At 63.6% G+C, this 16,737-nt stretch carries 17 protein-coding genes; 6 read left to right on the top strand and 11 right to left on the bottom strand.

What is annotated here, in order from left to right:
• The first annotated feature begins 101 nt into the window (after positions 1 to 101).
• From ACNQPL_RS11135 to ACNQPL_RS11120, 4 genes are all read left to right on the top strand, one after another.
• Complete coding sequence (locus tag ACNQPL_RS11135; RefSeq protein ID WP_401076210.1) at positions 102 to 998, top strand: LysR family transcriptional regulator; 897 nt, start codon at positions 102 to 104, stop codon at positions 996 to 998.
• A 91-nt stretch (positions 999 to 1,089) separates the two neighbouring features.
• Positions 1,090 to 1,905, top strand: a complete 816-nt coding sequence (locus tag ACNQPL_RS11130) for an alpha/beta fold hydrolase (protein WP_416466730.1) — start codon at positions 1,090 to 1,092, stop codon at positions 1,903 to 1,905.
• Positions 1,906 to 2,052: 147 nt separating this feature from the next.
• On the top strand, positions 2,053 to 3,408 hold the full coding sequence (locus ACNQPL_RS11125; protein ID WP_416466780.1) for an MFS family transporter: 1,356 nt from the start codon (positions 2,053 to 2,055) through the stop codon (positions 3,406 to 3,408).
• Positions 3,409 to 3,444: 36 nt separating this feature from the next.
• On the top strand, positions 3,445 to 4,464 hold the full coding sequence (locus tag ACNQPL_RS11120; protein ID WP_416466729.1) for a hydroxyacid dehydrogenase: 1,020 nt from the start codon (positions 3,445 to 3,447) through the stop codon (positions 4,462 to 4,464).
• On the opposite strand, the gene ACNQPL_RS11115 is transcribed toward ACNQPL_RS11120, so the two are convergent.
• The 11 genes from ACNQPL_RS11115 to ACNQPL_RS11065 form a co-directional block, all read right to left on the bottom strand.
• Positions 4,453 to 5,592, bottom strand: coding sequence for an FUSC family protein (locus ACNQPL_RS11115; RefSeq protein WP_416466728.1), 1,140 nt, complete (start codon positions 5,590 to 5,592; stop codon positions 4,453 to 4,455). The two genes, ACNQPL_RS11120 and ACNQPL_RS11115, sit on opposite strands and share 12 nt — an antisense overlap.
• 86 nt (positions 5,593 to 5,678) lie before the next feature.
• Positions 5,679 to 6,239, bottom strand: coding sequence for a TetR/AcrR family transcriptional regulator (locus ACNQPL_RS11110; protein ID WP_416466726.1), 561 nt, complete (start codon positions 6,237 to 6,239; stop codon positions 5,679 to 5,681).
• Positions 6,224 to 7,132 (bottom strand): HpcH/HpaI aldolase/citrate lyase family protein, encoded by a 909-nt coding sequence (locus ACNQPL_RS11105; protein WP_416466725.1) that lies wholly within the window; start codon positions 7,130 to 7,132, stop codon positions 6,224 to 6,226. Before ACNQPL_RS11105 ends, ACNQPL_RS11110 begins: the two co-directional genes overlap by 16 nt.
• Positions 7,129 to 7,971 carry an FAS1-like dehydratase domain-containing protein gene (locus ACNQPL_RS11100; RefSeq protein WP_346613408.1) on the bottom strand — a complete coding sequence of 281 codons (843 nt, stop codon included), beginning with the start codon at positions 7,969 to 7,971 and terminating at the stop codon, positions 7,129 to 7,131. Before ACNQPL_RS11100 ends, ACNQPL_RS11105 begins: the two co-directional genes overlap by 4 nt.
• A 13-nt stretch (positions 7,972 to 7,984) precedes the next feature.
• Positions 7,985 to 8,914: an electron transfer flavoprotein subunit alpha/FixB family protein gene (locus tag ACNQPL_RS11095; protein ID WP_416466724.1), complete on the bottom strand. Its 930-nt coding sequence runs from the start codon at positions 8,912 to 8,914 to the stop codon at positions 7,985 to 7,987.
• A complete protein-coding gene (locus ACNQPL_RS11090; RefSeq protein WP_009045585.1) occupies positions 8,915 to 9,640 on the bottom strand; it encodes an autoinducer binding domain-containing protein in 726 nt (241 codons plus the stop codon). It abuts the gene before it with no gap.
• Positions 9,640 to 10,389 carry an electron transfer flavoprotein subunit beta/FixA family protein gene (locus ACNQPL_RS11085; protein ID WP_346613406.1) on the bottom strand — a complete coding sequence of 250 codons (750 nt, stop codon included), beginning with the start codon at positions 10,387 to 10,389 and terminating at the stop codon, positions 9,640 to 9,642. The genes ACNQPL_RS11090 and ACNQPL_RS11085 overlap by 1 nt, the downstream gene beginning before the upstream one ends.
• Positions 10,390 to 10,419: 30 nt before the next feature.
• On the bottom strand, positions 10,420 to 11,622 hold the full coding sequence (locus ACNQPL_RS11080) for a CaiB/BaiF CoA transferase family protein (protein ID WP_416466722.1): 1,203 nt from the start codon (positions 11,620 to 11,622) through the stop codon (positions 10,420 to 10,422).
• A 56-nt stretch (positions 11,623 to 11,678) separates the two neighbouring features.
• Positions 11,679 to 12,842 carry an acyl-CoA dehydrogenase family protein gene (locus ACNQPL_RS11075; protein WP_346613404.1) on the bottom strand — a complete coding sequence of 388 codons (1,164 nt, stop codon included), beginning with the start codon at positions 12,840 to 12,842 and terminating at the stop codon, positions 11,679 to 11,681.
• 71 nt (positions 12,843 to 12,913) lie between these two features.
• The gene (locus ACNQPL_RS11070; RefSeq protein ID WP_416466721.1) at positions 12,914 to 13,510 is read right to left on the bottom strand and encodes a thiamine pyrophosphate-dependent enzyme; all 597 of its coding nucleotides are present in this window, start codon (positions 13,508 to 13,510) and stop codon (positions 12,914 to 12,916) included.
• Entirely contained in the window at positions 13,498 to 14,028 is a 531-nt protein-coding gene (locus ACNQPL_RS11065) for a thiamine pyrophosphate-binding protein (protein WP_346613402.1), read from the bottom strand. Before ACNQPL_RS11065 ends, ACNQPL_RS11070 begins: the two co-directional genes overlap by 13 nt.
• Positions 14,029 to 14,292: 264 nt before the next feature.
• On the opposite strand from ACNQPL_RS11065, the gene ACNQPL_RS11060 reads away from it, so the two are divergent.
• Together ACNQPL_RS11060 and ACNQPL_RS11055 are read left to right on the top strand one after the other, a co-directional pair.
• On the top strand, positions 14,293 to 15,216 hold the full coding sequence (locus ACNQPL_RS11060) for a LysR family transcriptional regulator (protein WP_346613401.1): 924 nt from the start codon (positions 14,293 to 14,295) through the stop codon (positions 15,214 to 15,216).
• A 139-nt stretch (positions 15,217 to 15,355) separates the two neighbouring features.
• A complete protein-coding gene (locus tag ACNQPL_RS11055) occupies positions 15,356 to 16,726 on the top strand; it encodes an MFS family transporter (RefSeq protein WP_416466720.1) in 1,371 nt (456 codons plus the stop codon).
• Positions 16,727 to 16,737: the final 11 nt, after the last annotated feature.

Raw genomic sequence — 16,737 nt, 5'->3', positions numbered from 1 at the left:
TGAACCTCTGTGGTGAAGGAGGCCTGAGTGTCCGACAGCGCATATGATAGGTATATTCCTTATCAAGGATGCTTGACATATGCCCAACCTATGGAACCGCCATGATCAATTTCCGCCTCATCCGCCACCTCTGGCTGTTTCTTGCGGTGGCCGAGGAACGCAATTTCGGCCGCGCAGCCAAGCGCCTGGGCATGACCCAGCCACCGTTGACCGAGCAGATCCAGATTCTCGAGCAGGCGCTCAAGGTCAAGCTGTTCGAGCGCTCCCGGCGCGGCGCGAGCCTGACCCCGGTAGGCGCGGCCATTCTGCCCGCAGTGCGCAAATTCGCCGACCAGCTCGAACGGCTGGAGTTGGCGGTGGAGGAGGCGGTGGCGGGGCACCAGGGCATGCTGACCATCGGCGCCATCTCGTCGGCCATGTTCGATGTACTGCCCGGGGTGATCGAGCGGTTCAAGCACGATCATCCGCAGGTGACGGTGTCGGTGCGTGAAATCGACAGCGTCGAGGCGGTACCCGCGCTGGAGGCAGGCGATATCGACCTGGCGTTCGCCCGGCTCGATGGCGACCTGGGCAAAGGCCTGGAGTGGCGCCCGTTGACTGAAGAGCGGCTGATGGTCGCCTTGCCGACCGAGCACCCCCTCGCCAAGCGCAGCCGCATCGACCTGGCGAGCCTGGCCAGTGAGCCGTTGGTGATGTTCGCCCGCAAGGTCAGCCCGCTGTACTTCGACAACCTGATCGCGACCTGCCGTGCGCATGGTTATTCGCCCCGGGTACTGCACGAGGTGCGCTCGGTGGCTTCGCAAATCGCCTTCGTCAGTTGCGGGCAGGGTATTGCCCTGGTGCCCGCTGCCATGAAAAAGCTGGCGCCGGCCAATGTGGTGATGCGGCCGCTGTCGCAGAAGGTCAGCGTGGTGACCACCACCTATGCCTGGAATACCGCACGGGGCAACCCGTTGGTGGAGGCGTTGGTGGCGCAGTTGGGGGCGGGCAGTCGATAGGTTTGGCGTATGGAAAAGATTGTCGATGAGGAATTTACAGATGGCCGATGACCGTCGAGAGTGAGCGCCCCAACCCAACAGGAGCTCACCCGTGCCCGACTCGCAATCTTATCGCCAGTGCGTGCTGCCTTTGACGATCGAAGGGGTCAACCTTGAGCTAGCCACTGCGTATCGCCAAGGGCAGGGCGCGCCGATCCTGTTTCTGCATGGTTTCGGCTCGACCAAGGAAGATTACGCCGGCCTGACGCGACAGCCAGCGTTCGCTGGCCGTGGGTTCATTGCGTATGACGCGCCGGGGTGCGGTGAAAGCCGTTGCAGCGACCTGTCGCGGATCGACGTTGCGCTGTTGCTGGCGACCGCGCTCAAGGTACTCGACCACTTTGCCGTCGAGCGCTTTCACCTGGTGGGGCACTCGATGGGCGGCCTGACAGCGCTGCTGCTCGCCGACCACTGCCCCGAGCGCGTGATCAGCTTCGTCGACATCGAAGGCAACATCGCCCCGGAGGATTGCTTCCTCAGCCGCCAGATCTTCGATTACCCAGCTGAGCAACCCGGGGCATTCTTCGATGCCTTCATCGAGCGCACCCGCCACAGCAGCGACCCGGCCAGTGCGCTGTACGCTGCCAGCCTGCCGTACAAGGTGCGGGCCGAGGCGGTAAGGGGCATTTTCACCTCGATGGTGCGGCTGTCCGACCAAGGCGCGCTGATGGCCCGGTTTCTCGGCCTGCCGTGCCCGCGCCTGTTCATGTACGGCGAGCAGAACAGCCACCTGTCCTACCTGGCAGATATCCGGGCCAAGGGCGTGGAACTGGCCAGCGTCCCTGAGTGTGGGCACTTCCCGATGTATTCCAACCCCATCGAAATGTGGCGCCGGATCGCGGATTTCCAGGCCCGGCATGGCGGCTGAAGTGTCATCGGCGTCATGGCAACTTAGCCATGCCGGGCAGGCATAACTGATAGACGCCCGGCAGGCCTTCCGCGAAAACGGCGCTGTGCAAAGCTGTAGCCGAGTCGGTAAAACAATAACAACAAGGGTACTAACATGAATGCAGACATGGGCACGGCCCGTCCGTTGACGCGCAAAGAGCGCACCACCGCCATCGTCGGCGTGTGTTCCGGCAACCTGGTGGAGTGGTACGACTTCTTCATCTACGCCTACACCTCGATCTACTTCGCTTCGCTGTTCTTCCCGGCAGGTGACCAGACCAGCCAGCTGCTGGCCACGGCGGGCATCTTTGCGGTGGGCTTTTTCATGCGCCCGCTGGGCGGCTGGATCTTTGGCTACATCGCCGATACCCGCGGGCGCAAGGTTTCCATGATCATCTCGGTGTTCATGATGTGCGGCGGCTCGCTGATGATCGCGATCATGCCCACTTACGCATCCATCGGCGTCGCCGCACCGGTGTTGCTGGTGGTGGCGCGGCTGATGCAGGGGCTGTCGGTCGGCGCCGAGTATGGCACCGGGGCCACCTACATCAGCGAGGTGTCCAGGGCAGGGCGGCGTTCGTTCTATGGCTCCTTCCAGTACATGACCATCATTGCCGGGCAACTGCTGGCCTTGCTCACCGTGGCCGTGCTGCAGCTGGTGCTTGCCGAACAGGACCTCAAGGCCTGGGGCTGGCGCGTGCCGTTCCTGATCGGTGCATTGGCCTCTATCGTGGTGGTGTACCTGCGCCGGACCATGCGTGAGACGGCCACCGAGCAAGACATGAAGCGCAAGGAGGCCGGCTCGATCAAGGCGTTGCTGCAACACAGGCGCGCCGTGTTGCTGACCTTCACCATCACCATCGGTTGCTCGTTGTACTTCTACACCTTCACGGCCTACATGCAGAAGTTTCTGGTAGTCAGCGTCGGCATGCCTGCGCCGACGGTAAGCATCATCATGGCAGCGGCACTGGTGATCTTCATGCTCTGCCAGCCGGTCTTCGGCCTGCTCGCCGACAAGATTGGCGTGCGCCGCAACATGATCATCTTCGGCGTGCTGTCGACCTGCCTGGTCATCCCGCTGCTGACCGCCATCAAGTCGGTGCACAGCCCGCTGGCTGCGTTCGCGCTGGTAGTGGGCGGGCTGCTCATCGCCGCGTTCTATACCCCGGTGACGGGCGTGCTCAAGGCCGACTTCTACCCGCCGACCGTACGCGCCCTGGGGGTAGGCCTGCCTTATGCCGTGGGCGCGGCGATGTTCGGTGGCTCGGCCGAATACGTGGCACTGACCTTCCGCTCACTGGGCGTGGAGCAGTACTTCTACCTGTACGTGGCCGCTATCGGCGCCATTACCTTGGTTTCCGCACTGCTGATGCCCGACTTGCGCCAGCACGGCTACCTGGATGGCGACGGCAAGGTCGAGGAAAACATCGGCGTGCGCAAGTTCTTGGGGCGCAAGCCGTTGCCTAGCCACGTCAGCCACTGAGGGGCCGGCCAGATGAATTTGAATTCAAAGAAGGTCATGCGTTTCGACGTTTGGTACCACCCGGTAATGGCGCAGACCTTGGCCATGACGCCAGGGGTCGAATTGACCACCGTGGCCCGTGCCGAGCGCCCCGAGGTGATCTTGCGGGCACTGCGCAGCAGCCATGTGTATCAGGTGCCCTCGGCCCGTGATGAGCTGCCCCTGGCCTGGCACGTGACTGCGCCCCTGTTGAGCCAGTTGCCGAACCTGTTGTGCGTATCCACCAACGGCGCCGGGTATGACACGGTCGACATTGCCGCGTGCAGCCGGGCCGGTGTGCTGGTGGTCAACCAGTCTGGCGCCAATGCCCAGTCGGTGGCGGAGGCGGCCATCGGCCTCATGCTCGATTGCGCCCGGCGTATCAGCGAGTCGGACCGGCGCTTGCGCTCGACAAGGGGCTTTGCCCGTGAAGATTTGATGGGGGCAGAACTGTACGAGAAGACGCTGGGCATCGTCGGCCTGGGGCAAATCGGAACCCGGGTAGCGCGGATTGCGCAGGCACTGGGGATGCAGGTAATCGCCCATGATCCGCTGCTGGACACCGGACAGATCACTGCCAAAGGAGCTCGGCCGTGTTCGCTGGATGAGGTGCTGCAGCAAAGCCACGTGGTTTCGCTGCATTGCCCGAGAACACCGGCGACACTCAACCTGATGGACGCGGCTGCTTTTGCGCGGATGCGCCAAGGCGCCATCTTCATCAACACGGCCCGCGGTGGGCTGCACGATGAAGCCGCCCTGCATGGCGCGCTCGCCCGTGGCCATCTGGGCGGCGCCGGCCTCGACGTCTGGGACGAAGAGCCACCCGCGCTCGATCACCCGCTGCTTGCGTTGAACAATGTTGTGGGCCTTTACCACACCGCCGGGGTCACCGCTGAGGCCCGGTGGCGGATGGGGCACTGGGCAGCGCAGCAGATTCTCCAGGTACTGAACGCCGAGCCCGGGCCACGCATGGTCAACCCAGAGGTATTCCCGGTGTATCTGGAGCGGTTACGGGCCAGCGCCCCCTCAATCGCCTGACGGTGTGTGCTGATCGACCGGCGTGCGCTGGCGGACGAACAGGTTCGCCAGGCGCACGACGCCGATCAGGACAAACCCTGCAACCACACCTTCCAAGCGTATCCAGCCGGGTTCCGGGCTGGCATGCGTGTAGGTGTCGGGCACCATCACCACCAGGTACACCAGGGCGAATTGGGTGCCGGCATAGGCAAAGGCGCGGTTGCTGTTTTCGATATGCCGGCCCAGCAGCACCCCGAGGCACATTATCAAGGTCATGGCGAGCCAGTTCGAACCCAGCAACGCCAGGGCCAGCCCCGCGCAGGCGGCACCTGCCGCGCAGCCGACCAGCCGGTGGATATTGCGCAGGGTGACGGTTTTGCTGCCCGGCACCAACGCCGCCGGCGGCACCATCATCACCGCCATGACGGTGATGGCGGCCTGGCTAAGCCCCTCGATCGCCAGCCAGTGGCCGAGCAAGGGTATCAGTGCCAGGGCCAGGCCTGCTTGCAGCACGTGCACCAGCATGCTGCGGGTTATCTGCGCTGGCACAGCGCCCTTGGCCAGGCTGGCGTGCGCACTGACAGCGGGCAGGGCGCGCCTTACTGTGCGGCCCGAAAGCATGGCCACGAACCAGCAGGCCAGGGTGCCGCAGGCGACTTCCTCGACCCGCGTGCGGGCGAAATACAGCACGCCGTCGGCGCTGTCTGCCTGCAGGCTGGCGAGGGCGACCATGGCGAAGGTCAGCCCGGCGAACAGCCAGGCATAGCCATGCGCGTAGCGGATGGCGCACAGCAGGGTGGCCGCCCCGACCAGGCCGATCACCGGCCCCAGCCAATGCCCGGGCAAACCTGCATGGGTTGCCAGCAGCGCAGCGGCCATGGCGCCGGCAGCGGTGCCGATGATTCTCAGCCCACCGCGGTACACGCTGTCGTGCAGGCTCGAGCGCATGACCATGTAGCCGCTGAACGCCGCCCAGCCGACATTGGCCACGCCCAGGTAATGCGCCATGGCGATGGCCAGCAGCACCGAGAGCAGGGTTTCGGCCTCGTCCAGCAGGCGCTGGGGCAAACGTTTCGGGGCAATGAATTCGGCGCGGATGCCTTGGCAGAAGGCAGCCAGGCTACGCCAGGGGGAGCTGTGATCGGACATTGTGTGACGTGAACCTGTTCGACGGCATGGCAAGGTGCGCCATAGGCCCCTGAGCACAGGATAGGCCAGCCACGGCAACCACAGGTTTAAACGGCGCAGGGTTGCAGCAGGGCGCGACACATCGCCAGCACGCGTGCTTCGACCCAGGTTTCATCGCAATGGCCCGGTTCATGGCGCATGCCGTCGGCGGCATCGATGACGGTGAGCATCGCCTGGCAGGTGCGCTGGGGATCAGGCAGGCGCGGTTGTGCGGCCTGGATGATGTGCATCAGCGGCAGGCTCAACCGCCCCAGCGCCTGGTCCAGCCAACGGCGCTGCCGGCCGTCCAGGTGCCGTGCCTCGTGGCGCAGCAGCATTGATTCGTGAGGGTGGCTGCGCTGGCGCCTGAGCATGAAGCGGACGAACCCGTTCAGGTCGTTGGCGTACGCGCCGTTGTGCCAGGCGTCTATCCGCCGCTCGACCACATCGAGCAGCACGGTCAGCAACAGGTCCTGTTTGCAGGCGACGTGGTGATAGAGGCTGCCGGGCAGCAACCCGACCCGGCTGGCCAGCTGGCGCATGCTCATGGCGACGTAGCCGGACTCCGCCATCAATTGTGCTGCCGCCTGCAACAGGGATGCAGGGCACTGTCTCAACGCTTCAGCCACGATGGGGCCTCCCCAGGGTGCCCCCGGTACAGGCCGCCGCTGCGCGTCAGAACAGTGGGGCGTGCCTGTACCGTGGGCATGTCAGTCAATCTGCGTGCAGCAGCAGCGCGCGGGATCACCGGGGCATCGACCATCTGCCCGTCCAGGGTAAACACGCCGGCGCCGCTTTCGGCCTGGGCGACCACACGCCGCGCCCAGTCCAGTTCGGCTTCGGCAGGCTTGAGCGCGGCGTGAATGATCGCGACCTGGCTCGGGTGGATGCACAAGGCGCCGCCAAAGCCCATGTCGCGGGCGAACTGTACGTGGCGCTGCAGCCCGGCGGTGTCGTGGATGGCGGGGTATACGCCGTCCAGCGGTGCGGCCAGCCCGGCAACGCGGCTGTGCAGCAGCACGGCATAACGGGCATGCCCCAGCACCTGTTCTGCCGCTTCGCTGCCCGTGGCCAGGCCCAGGTCCAGCCCCAGGTCGAGGCTGCCGAACGACAGGCGATCAACCCCTGGCGCGCTGGCCAGCGAGGGCAGGGCAGCAAGGCCTTTGGCACTTTCGATGATCGGCCATACCGGCTTGCCGGTGGCATGGGCCTGCGCAATCTGCTCGCAGGTTTCGGCCTTGGGCAACAGGATGCCGACAACCCCAGGCTGGCGCTGGCACAGCCCAAGGTCCGCTTCATGCGCCCAGTGCCCGGGTGCGTTTACCCGCACCAGCACGCTGGCGCCCGGTTGCGCGCTGAGAAACTGCTCCAGGTTATCGCGCGCCTGCTCCTTGAGCGCCTCTTCGACCGCATCTTCCAGGTCGACGATGACCCGGTCGGCGCCACTGGCCAACGCCTTGGGGATGCGCTCCGGGCGGCTGGCGGGAACGAACAGTGCACTGCGAACGGTGGCCGGGTTCATGCCTGTACCCCTTGCGTGAATTCGACTTCGCCCACCTGCGCCTGGCCCGCGGCATTGCCAGCCCAGACCTGCGCCGTGCCATCGCCCAGCAGGCGGCCGCCGACTTCGAAGGCGTCGGGGCAGATCAACGGCCGCACCCCGCGGAAGCTGAAGCGGCGCACCTGCGCGTGCGGGTGGGCCTGGACGAACGCGCGCAGGTTCAAGGTCGCGATCAAGGGGCCATGCACCACCAGGCCTGGGTAGCCCTCGGTTTCGGTGACATAGGGCCAGTCGTAGTGGATACGGTGGCCGTTGAAGGTCACGGCCGAATAGCGGAACAGCAGCGTCGGGGTCGGTTGCACCGCCTGCTGCCACTCACCTTGCGGCAGTGGGTCGGTGCCGCTCAACTTGGGCGGCGTGGGCTCGCGGTAGACGATGTCCTGCTCTTCGACCAGTGCGCACTGGCCGTCCTGCACGTACTCATGCTGCACTGTGACGAACAGCAACGAGCCGGTGCGGCCGTGCTTTTCCTGCACATCCAGAATGGTCGAGCGGCGCGTCACCTGGGCGTCGACGCGCAGCGGCTGGTTGAACGTCAGGCGGCCGCCGGCCCACATCCGGTTGCGGTTGTCGGCGGGCGGCAGGAAGCCGCCACGGGCGGGGTGGCCGTCGGCCCCAAGCCCAGGCTCACCGACCGGTTCCTGAAAGAACGCCCAGTGCCACAGCAGGGGCAGGGCGTCGCCGGGGGCTGGGGTGGGCTCGTTGAGCGTCGCGGCCAGGCGCTTCACCAGGTTGTGGCTGATGTGGTCGTGGCTGGTCTCGCTGCGGCCGACCCAGTTCTGCAATGCATCTGTAGCCATGATCGTTATCCTTTCAAAGGGAAGCGGTGAGTTCCGGAACCAGTTCGAACAAATCACCCACCAGGCCGTAATCCGCTACCTGGAAGATCGGCGCTTCTTCATCCTTGTTGATCGCAACGATCACCTTGGAGTCTTTCATGCCAGCCAGGTGCTGGATGGCGCCGGAAATACCCACGGCGATGTACAACTGCGGCGCAACGATCTTGCCGGTCTGGCCCACTTGCATGTCGTTGGGCACGAAGCCTGCGTCCACCGCCGCGCGCGAAGCACCGACCGCCGCGCCGAGCTTGTCGGCCAGGCTGTACAGGTGCTTGAAGTTGTCACCGTTGCCCAGGCCACGGCCGCCGGACACCACAACCTTGGCAGCGGTCAGCTCCGGGCGCTCTGAAGTGGCCAGTTGCTCGTCGACGACGCGTGACAGCCGTGCATCCGTGGCGCCCGCCAGTGCTTCGATCACTGCACTGCCGCCGCTGGCCGGGACGGCATCGAAACCGGTGCTGCGCACCGTGATGACCTTGACCGGCGCGCTCGATTGCACGGTAGCGATGGCGTTACCGGCATAGATCGGGCGCTTGAAGGTGTCGCTGGACTCGACCGCAATGATCTCGGAGATCTGGTCGACATCCAGCAATGCCGCAACCCTGGGCAAGGTATTTTTGCCGTTGCTGGTGGCGGGCGCGAGGACGTGACTGAAGTCGCGGCCAAGGTTAGCGACCAGGGGCGCGAGGTTTTCCGGTAATTGATGCGCGTAGGCGGCATGGTCGGCGACCAGCACTTTGCTGACGCCGGCAACCTCGGCAGCGGCGAACGCCACCCCTGCCACATCATGGCCGGCCACCAGCACGACGATTTCACCGCCGATCTGCTGCGCCGCTGCCAGGGTGTTGAGCGTGGCGGCGGCCAGCGAATGGTTTTCGTGTTCTGCTACTAGCAAAATAGCCATTCAGATATAGCCCATCGCGACGGCGTAAGAGACTGCCTGCACGCGGTTACTGGCGCCGATTTTGCGTTGGATGTTGCGGTGGTGGTAATTCACCGTATCGGTGCACACCCCCATGATCACGCCGATTTCCTCCGAGGTCTTGCCGTCGGCCGTCCAGCGCAGCACATCACATTCCCTACCGCTGAACTCCACATCCGTATTGAACACACGCACGTCGCTCTCCAGCTCGGAAATCTTCTCGTGGACCGCTGCGGCAAACGCCTTGGTCACCACCTTCAACGCCTCAAATTCCTGAAGACTGATGGGATTATCCTTGCGCGCCAGGCTTAACACCCCAACCCTCCCCTGGGTGTTGAACGAGGGCTGTGCCAGGCCGTGGCGTAAATTCGAGTCGTTGGCTTCGGACCACAGATCCGGGCACCCACGGAACAACTCATTGCTCCACAAAATGGGGGACGACGATACTTTGCTGTGTTTCACCGTGGGATCGATCACCGCGTAGTTAGCCGCCTGATATCGCTGCACCCAGTCCTCGGGATAATTGCCATACATATAAGTCCTGGGCCGCATGAACGGAGTCACGCTGCACATGCCGTAGGCAAAAAAATCAAACCGTAGTTCGCGCAAGGCCCTCAACGCGACAGCCGTAAACTCCTGCATATCCATGGTTCGCGCAAAGATACTATAAAAGTACGCATCCCATCCCAACTGCTGCCCTAATTCCATCAGATTACCTTCGCCTCGTTTTTCAGTTTCTCGACCAGCTCAGCCACTGACTTGACCCTGATGCCCGCGCTACGGGCGGCAGGCGCTTCGACTTTCAGGGTTTTGTTGGTGGAGGCGAGCGATACCCCCAGCGCGTCTGGAGTCACAGTTTCCAGCGGCTTTTTCTTGGCCTTCATGATGTTGGGCAGCGACGCATAGCGCGGTTCGTTCAGGCGCAGGTCGGTGGTGACGATAGCCGGCAGGTTCAGGGCAACGGTCTGCAGGCCGCCGTCGATTTCACGGGTGACGTTCAGCGTGTCGCCCGCCACGGTGACCTTGGAGGCAAAGGTGCCCTGGGCGTAGCCGGTCAGCGCGGCCAGCATCTGGCCGGTCTGGTTGTTGTCACTGTCGATGGCCTGTTTGCCGAGAATGACCAGCTGCGGCTGCTCTTTATCGACAACCGCTTTCAGCGCCTTGGCCACGGCCAGCGAATTCAGCTCATCGGCGGCTTCGACCAGGATGGCGCGGTCGGCACCCAGTGCCAAGGCCGTGCGCAGCTGCTCCTGGGCGGTGGTCGGGCCCACGGAGGCGACCACGATCTCGCTCACCACACCTTGCTCTTTCAGGCGTACGGCTTCTTCCACGGCGATTTCGCAGAAGGGGTTCATGGACATCTTGACGTTAGCCAGGTCGACGCCGGAGTTGTCCGCCTTGACGCGAACCTTGACGTTGTAATCGACCACACGTTTGATAGCGACCAGCACTTTCATAAGCAGTAGTTCTCTTTTGAAAAAGAGGGGTCAGATGACCCCTGAAGCGCGCAGCTGTTGGATACGTTGGCCAGGCAGGCCCAGTTCGGCCAGGATGGCTTCGCTGTGTTCGCCCAGGGCGGGCACCGGGTCCATGCGCGGGCTGTAGGCATTGCTGGTGGCGGGCGGTAGCAGGCTGGGTACGCTGCCGGCGGCTGTGCCGATCTGCCGCCAGCGCTCGCGCGCCTTCAGTTGTGGGTGCTGCCACACGCCTTGCATGTCGTTGACCTTGGCGTTGGCGATGCTTGCCTGGTCCAGGCGCTGGATGACGGTGTCGAAGTCCAGCGCAGCGAAGGCCTGCACAATCAGTGCACGCAAGGCATCGCGGTTGGCCACACGCTTGAAATTGGCGGCGAAGCGGTCATCGCTGGCCAGCGCTGGCTGCAGCAATACCTGCTCGCAAAACAGTTGCCACTCGCGTTCGTTCTGCAACCCGAGCATGACCGTGCTGCCATCGCCGATCGGGAACGGCCCATAGGGGTAAATGGTGGCGTGTGCGGCGCCGGCGCGTGGTGGCGGCGGGGCGCCTTGGTAGGCGTAGTACAGCGGATAGTTCATCCATTCGACCAGGGCTTCGAGCATGGACACCTCGACCTGGCTGCCGACCCCGGTCTTCTCACGCAGCAATACCGCCGAGAGGATGCCGGTGTAGGCGTACATGCCCGCAGCGATGTCTGCGATGGAGTTGCCCGCCTTGGCCATGTGCTCATCGCCTGGGCCGCCGGTTACCGACAGAAACCCGCCCTCGCTCTGGATCAGCAGGTCATAGGCCTTTTTCTGCTGGTAAGGCCCGCCGCTGCCGTAGCCGGAGATATCGCACACGATCAGCCTGGGGAACCGCGCATGCAGCGCCTCGAAACTCAAGCCCAGGCGCGCCGCGGCGCCGGGCGCCAGGTTCTGTACCAGGACATCGGCCTGCTCGAGCAATTGCTCGAGGATGTCGCCGGCGATGTCCTGCTTCAGGTCCAGCGCCAGGCTTTCTTTCGAGCGGTTGGTCCAGACGAAGTGCGAGGCGAGGCCGTTGACCCGTTGGTCGTAGCCGCGCGCGAAGTCGCCGCTGCCGGGGCGTTCGACTTTGATCACGCGTGCACCGAGGTCGGCCAATTGGCGCGTGCAGAAGGGCGCTGCAATGGCGTGTTCGAGGCTGATGACGGTGATGCCGTCGAGTGGGCGGGTGGCCGTGGGCTGGCTCATGATTATTATCTCTCCTGGCAAAGACACCCCTCACCGTGGGCGAGGGGAATTGCGGATCAGAACGAGCGTGGCAGCTCCAGCAGGTGTTCGGCCACGTACGACAGGATCAGGTTGGTGGAGATCGGCGCCACCTGGTACAGGCGGGTCTCGCGGAATTTGCGCTCGACGTCGTATTCGTTGGCAAAGCCGAAGCCACCGTGGGTTTGCAGGCAGGCGTTGGCGGCTTCCCAGCTGGCCTTGGCCGCCAGGTACTTGGCCATGTTCGCAGCGGCACCGGCATTGCGGCCGCTGTCGTATTCCTCGCACGCACGCCAGCGCATCAGGTCGGCTGCCTCGATCTCGATGTGGGCTTCGGCGATGGGGAACTGCACGCCTTGGTTCTGGCCGATCGGGCGGCCGAACACCACGCGGTCGCGGGCATATTGGCTGGCTTTTTCGACGAACCAGCGGCCGTCACCGATGCACTCGGCGGCAATCAGCGTGCGTTCGGCATTGAGCCCGTCGAGGATGTAGCGGAAGCCTTTGCCTTCTTCGCCGATCAGGCTGCTGGCAGGGATTTCGAGGTTGTCGAAGAACAGTTCGTTGGTTTCGTGGTTGACCAGGTTGGCAATCGGTTGCACGGTCATGCCGTTGCCGATGGCCTCGCGCAGGTCGACCAGGAAGATCGACATGCCTTCGGACTTTTTCTTCACCTCGGCCAGCGGCGTGGTGCGCGCCAGCAGGATCATCAGGTCGGAGTGCTGAACGCGGGAGATCCACACCTTCTGCCCGTTGATTACATACTTGTCGCCCTTGCGCACGGCGGTGGTCTTGATCTTGGTGGTGTCGGTACCGGTGGTTGGCTCGGTCACACCCATCGACTGCAGGCGCAGTTCGCCACTGGCGAGCTTGGGCAGGTAGTAGCTTTTCTGTTCCTCGCTGCCGTTACGCAGCAGGGTGAACATGTTGTACATCTGGCCATGGATGGTGCCGGAGTTGCCACCACAGGCGTTCACTTCTTCCAGAATCACCGACGCTTCGGCCAGGCCCAGGCCCGAGCCGCCGAATTGCTCGGGGATCATCGCCGACAGCCAGCCTGCGTCGGTCATGGCTTTGACGAAGGCTTCAGGGAAGCCTTTCTGCTCGTCGATCTTGCGCCAGTACTCGGCCGGGAAATCGGCGCACAGGGCGCGCACGCCCTCGCGGATGGCCGTCAGTTCTTCGTGGTTGGTTGCAGTCATAACGTTCTCCAGGGTGGGCAGGGCCGGCTGCCTTGGCGTGGTTCGGCAACCGGCCCCACCCGCAAACGGGGTCAAAGCGGCTGGAAGCCCAGGGCCGCGCGAAAGCGATTCTTGATGTAGTGGCCGTCGCGTGGCGGCAACACCCGGGGCGGGTTTTCGGCCTTGATCTTGACGGTCGCAAGCTTCACGCCTTCGCGGCTGGCAAAGCGTTCGCGCAGGTCATGCACACCTTCCATTTCGCGGATTTCACGGGTCCAGCTGAAGCCGCAGGTTTGCGCCACCTGGTCAAGCTTGATGCCGAAGCCGGCATGGCTGACCTGCATGCCGGTTTCGCCGAAGTGGCCGTTGTCCAGCACCACGATGGTGAGGTTGGCGGGCTTCTGCAAAGCGACCGTGGCCAGGGCACCAAAGCCCATCAGCAACTCGCCGTCACCGGTGATGACCACCACCGATTTGCCCGGCTGGGCGTTGGCCAGCCCAAGGCCGACGGTGATCGCACTGCCCATGGCGGCCCACAGGTAGTAGTTGCCGTCATGGTCACCGGCGGCCATCACGTCGTAGGAGGCCGAGCCGAGGCCGGTCACCACCAGCAGGTCCTGGCGATCGGCGAGCAGGGTGCGTACCACTTCGCGGCGGCACAGGGTGTGGTTGGCGCTTACTTGACCCATTTCTTTTCTCCGATCAGGCGCTGGCCGAGCAGCAGGGCAGTGGCGCAATCACCGTTGAAGGCCATGGTGGCTGCGCCATGCAGCAGCGGTGCGACGTCTTCCGGCACGTCGGCGCGCCAGGTCATCACCTTCATCAGTTGCAGCGAGGCTTCGGTGGCCTGGCCCATCGGGTTCTGCCAGGCATTGAACTCTGCCCAGTCGCCACGCATGGTCACCACCATCAGCAGCGGGAAGCCTGCGCAGTTCTGCAACGCCAGCGTGTTGATGCAGTTGCCCACGCCGCTGGACTGCATCAGCAGCGCGCCGCGCTCACCGCCAAGCCAGGCGCCGGCCAGGTAGCCGATGCCTTCTTCTTCTGTGGTCAGGACAACCGCTTTGATATCAGGGTCTGCATAGGACATGCGGATGGCAGCCGAGTGGCCGGCATCGGGCACGAACACCACGTGTTTGACGTCGTGGGCCTTGAGCACGCGGAACACGTCCTCTTGCCAGTGCTGTTCTGCTTCTTGCGATGACATGGGTATCTCCAGGGCATGCTGCTTTTGTTTTCCCACATCATGGGGTGAGACAGCCCCAAGGACGACTACCGTTTTTTTCTTTGAGATATGCCGGTTGGGCATAGCTACGGGGCACGCGGCGCCTGCATAAACCGCTACCGCTTGTCACGTGGTGCAGCCATCTAACTGATATGCCCAATTGCTATAGCTGTTGGATGAGCCGGTGTTTAGACTGAGGCGTAACCTTAGGCTCAGGCCCTTTACTGCCGTTTGTGGTGATCATCGATGGACGTCGTGCAACTCAAGACCCTGATCCATGTGGCTGAGCTGGGCAGCCTGAGCAAGGCGTCCGACCGCCTGCACGTGGCGCAGCCCGCGCTCAGCCGGCAGATACGCCAGCTGGAGAAAGAACTGGGCGTGTACTTGTTCGAGCGCCATGGCCGTGGCATGGAAATCACCGAAGCCGGCCTGGAGGTGCTCGAACACGCCACGCGCATCATGGATGAGCTCGAGGCCATTCGTGCGTCGGTGGCAGGCGGGCGCGCGGCGTTCCGCGGCATGGTGGCCGTGGGTACTACGCCGACCATTGCCGAAATCGTCACCGTGCCATTGGTCAAACGCATCCGCGATACCCACCCTGACTTGTCCATCAGGTTCTCGTCTGCCTTCAGTGGCTACCTTCTGGATTGGCTGCAACGCGGTGAACTGGAGCTGGCGATTTCCTACGACCCGCAACCGCTGCACACCTTGCGGATCGAGCCGGTGATGATGGAGAACCTGGTACTGGTGGGGCCACCGGAGGCTGGCCTCGACTGGAACAGCGCCGTGCCCTTTGCCGTGCTGGCCGATGAGCAACTGGTGCTACCCAGCCCGCGCCACGGCTTGCGCAAGATCATGGACCAGTGCGCCCTGGAGCGGGGCTTCAAGCTCACCACCAGCGTGGAGGCCGACTCGTTTGGCGCGATGATCGACCTGGTACGCAACGGCTTCGGGTTTACCGCTTTGCCGCTGGCGTCCATCTATGCACACCTGAAGCAGGGCACGCTGTGCGCTGCCCCGTTGATCGACCCCACCCCCATGCGCAAGCTGGTGCTGGTTTCGCCGGCGGACCGCCACGTCAGCCCGGCCACGCGCTATGTTGGGCAGACCTTCGTCGACATCGCCTCCGAGCTGGTCGACCAAGGCATCTGGGCGGGGCACATGCTCTGAGTTCAGCTATTCAATCACGGCATAACTGCTAGAGGGATGGTGGTCTGGCAGGCCTGTGGTAGAGCGCGTAGCGTGATTTGGGACTAAAAGCCAGCGCCCTTGACTGGCTTGAAAAATAATAAATCCCAAAAGGTGCCTCATGCACACCCACAACAATAATGCTGCTGTCTCGCCGGCTATCGGCACCCTCACCAACCGGCAACGTATCCGCGCCATCCTCGGGGCCTGCTCCGGCAACCTGGTGGAGTGGTACGACTTTTTCATCTACGCCTATACCTCCATCTACTTTGCCGCGTTGTTGTTCCCCCAGGGTGACCAGACCACGCAACTGCTGGCCACCGCCGGCATCTTCGCCGTCGGTTTTTTCATGCGCCCGCTGGGCGGGTGGATTTTCGGTTACCTGGCCGACACCCGTGGCCGCCGGTTCTCGATGATCCTCTCGGTGTTTCTGATGTGCGGCGGTTCGCTGATGATCGCGGTGCTGCCGACTTATGAAAGCGTCGGCATGGCAGCCCCTGTGCTGCTGCTGATTGCTCGCCTGATGCAGGGGCTTTCGGTGGGCGCCGAATATGGCACCGGCGCCACCTACATCAGCGAAGTGTCCAGGCCAGGCAAGCGCTGCTTCTTTGGCTCATTCCAGTACTTCACGATCATCGCAGGCCAACTGCTGGCCTTGCTGACGGTGGTGGTGCTGCAGAACGTGCTGGCGCTGGAAGACCTGAAAGCCTGGGGCTGGCGGATCCCGTTCCTGATCGGTGCGGTGAGCGCGCTGGTGGTGGTCTACCTGCGCCGCTCGATGCTCGAAACCGCCCATGTGCAGGGTGACAAGCACAAGGAAGCGGGCTCGATCAAAGCCCTGCTGCGGCACAAGAAAGCCATTGTGTTGACCCTGGCGATCACTGCCGGCTGCTCGCTGCACTTCTACACGTTTTCGACCTACATGCAGAAGTACCTGGTGGTCTCGGCAGGCTTCGACCCTTCTACCGTGAGTTTCATCATGACGGCGGCGCTGGTGGTGTTCATGTGCCTGCAGCCGGTGTTTGGCATGCTGGCGGACAAGATCGGCTCAAGGAACAGCATGATTGCCTTCGGTTTGCTCTCCAGCATTTTCATCGTGCCTTTGCTGTCGGGGTTGAAGAACGTCAGCAACCCGTATGAGGCGTTTGCACTGGTGATGGGCGGCTTGTTGATTGCGGCGTTCTACACGCCGGTCACCGGCGTGCTGAAGGCCGACCTGTACCCGGCGACGGTCCGCGCGTTGGGCGTGGGTTTGCCGTATGCCTTGGGCAATGCGCTGTGTGGCGGTACCGCCGAGTATGTGGCGTTGTTGCTGCGTGGGGCAGGGGTGGAGTCGGTGTTCTATTACTACGTTGCCGCCATGAGTGCGATCACGCTGCTGGCGGCGGTGCTCATGCCGGATCTTCGCAAGCATGGGTATCTGGACGGTGCGGGCACGGTGGAGGAGAACACCGGCTGGCGTGGGGGTGTTGCGTACTCGGATGCCCGGTGAGTGATTGCAGG

This window comes from Pseudomonas sp. LFS044 (genome assembly GCF_047978245.1).
Taxonomy (GTDB): Bacteria; Pseudomonadota; Gammaproteobacteria; order Pseudomonadales; family Pseudomonadaceae; genus Aquipseudomonas.
The sequence above is the reverse complement of the archived record's forward strand: the minus strand, read 5'-3'. Positions and strand labels throughout refer to the sequence as shown.

What these genes read in the sequence shown, in the direction of transcription:
- ACNQPL_RS11135 (WP_401076210.1), top strand. Translation starts at nt 102, where the DNA reads ATGATCAATTTCCGCCTCATCCGCCACCTCTGGCTGTTTCTTGCGGTG.
- ACNQPL_RS11080 (WP_416466722.1), bottom strand. Translation starts at nt 11,622, where the DNA reads ATGAGCCAGCCCACGGCCACCCGCCCACTCGACGGCATCACCGTCATC.
- ACNQPL_RS11125 (WP_416466780.1), top strand. Translation starts at nt 2,053, where the DNA reads ATGGGCACGGCCCGTCCGTTGACGCGCAAAGAGCGCACCACCGCCATC.
- ACNQPL_RS11065 (WP_346613402.1), bottom strand. Translation starts at nt 14,028, where the DNA reads ATGTCATCGCAAGAAGCAGAACAGCACTGGCAAGAGGACGTGTTCCGC.
- ACNQPL_RS11060 (WP_346613401.1), top strand. Translation starts at nt 14,293, where the DNA reads ATGGACGTCGTGCAACTCAAGACCCTGATCCATGTGGCTGAGCTGGGC.
- ACNQPL_RS11075 (WP_346613404.1), bottom strand. Translation starts at nt 12,842, where the DNA reads ATGACTGCAACCAACCACGAAGAACTGACGGCCATCCGCGAGGGCGTG.
- ACNQPL_RS11100 (WP_346613408.1), bottom strand. Translation starts at nt 7,971, where the DNA reads ATGGCTACAGATGCATTGCAGAACTGGGTCGGCCGCAGCGAGACCAGC.
- ACNQPL_RS11090 (WP_009045585.1), bottom strand. Translation starts at nt 9,640, where the DNA reads ATGGAATTAGGGCAGCAGTTGGGATGGGATGCGTACTTTTATAGTATC.
- ACNQPL_RS11085 (WP_346613406.1), bottom strand. Translation starts at nt 10,389, where the DNA reads ATGAAAGTGCTGGTCGCTATCAAACGTGTGGTCGATTACAACGTCAAG.
- ACNQPL_RS11115 (WP_416466728.1), bottom strand. Translation starts at nt 5,592, where the DNA reads ATGTCCGATCACAGCTCCCCCTGGCGTAGCCTGGCTGCCTTCTGCCAA.
- ACNQPL_RS11070 (WP_416466721.1), bottom strand. Translation starts at nt 13,510, where the DNA reads ATGGGTCAAGTAAGCGCCAACCACACCCTGTGCCGCCGCGAAGTGGTA.
- ACNQPL_RS11105 (WP_416466725.1), bottom strand. Translation starts at nt 7,132, where the DNA reads ATGAACCCGGCCACCGTTCGCAGTGCACTGTTCGTTCCCGCCAGCCGC.
- ACNQPL_RS11095 (WP_416466724.1), bottom strand. Translation starts at nt 8,914, where the DNA reads ATGGCTATTTTGCTAGTAGCAGAACACGAAAACCATTCGCTGGCCGCC.
- ACNQPL_RS11120 (WP_416466729.1), top strand. Translation starts at nt 3,445, where the DNA reads ATGCGTTTCGACGTTTGGTACCACCCGGTAATGGCGCAGACCTTGGCC.
- ACNQPL_RS11055 (WP_416466720.1), top strand. Translation starts at nt 15,356, where the DNA reads ATGCACACCCACAACAATAATGCTGCTGTCTCGCCGGCTATCGGCACC.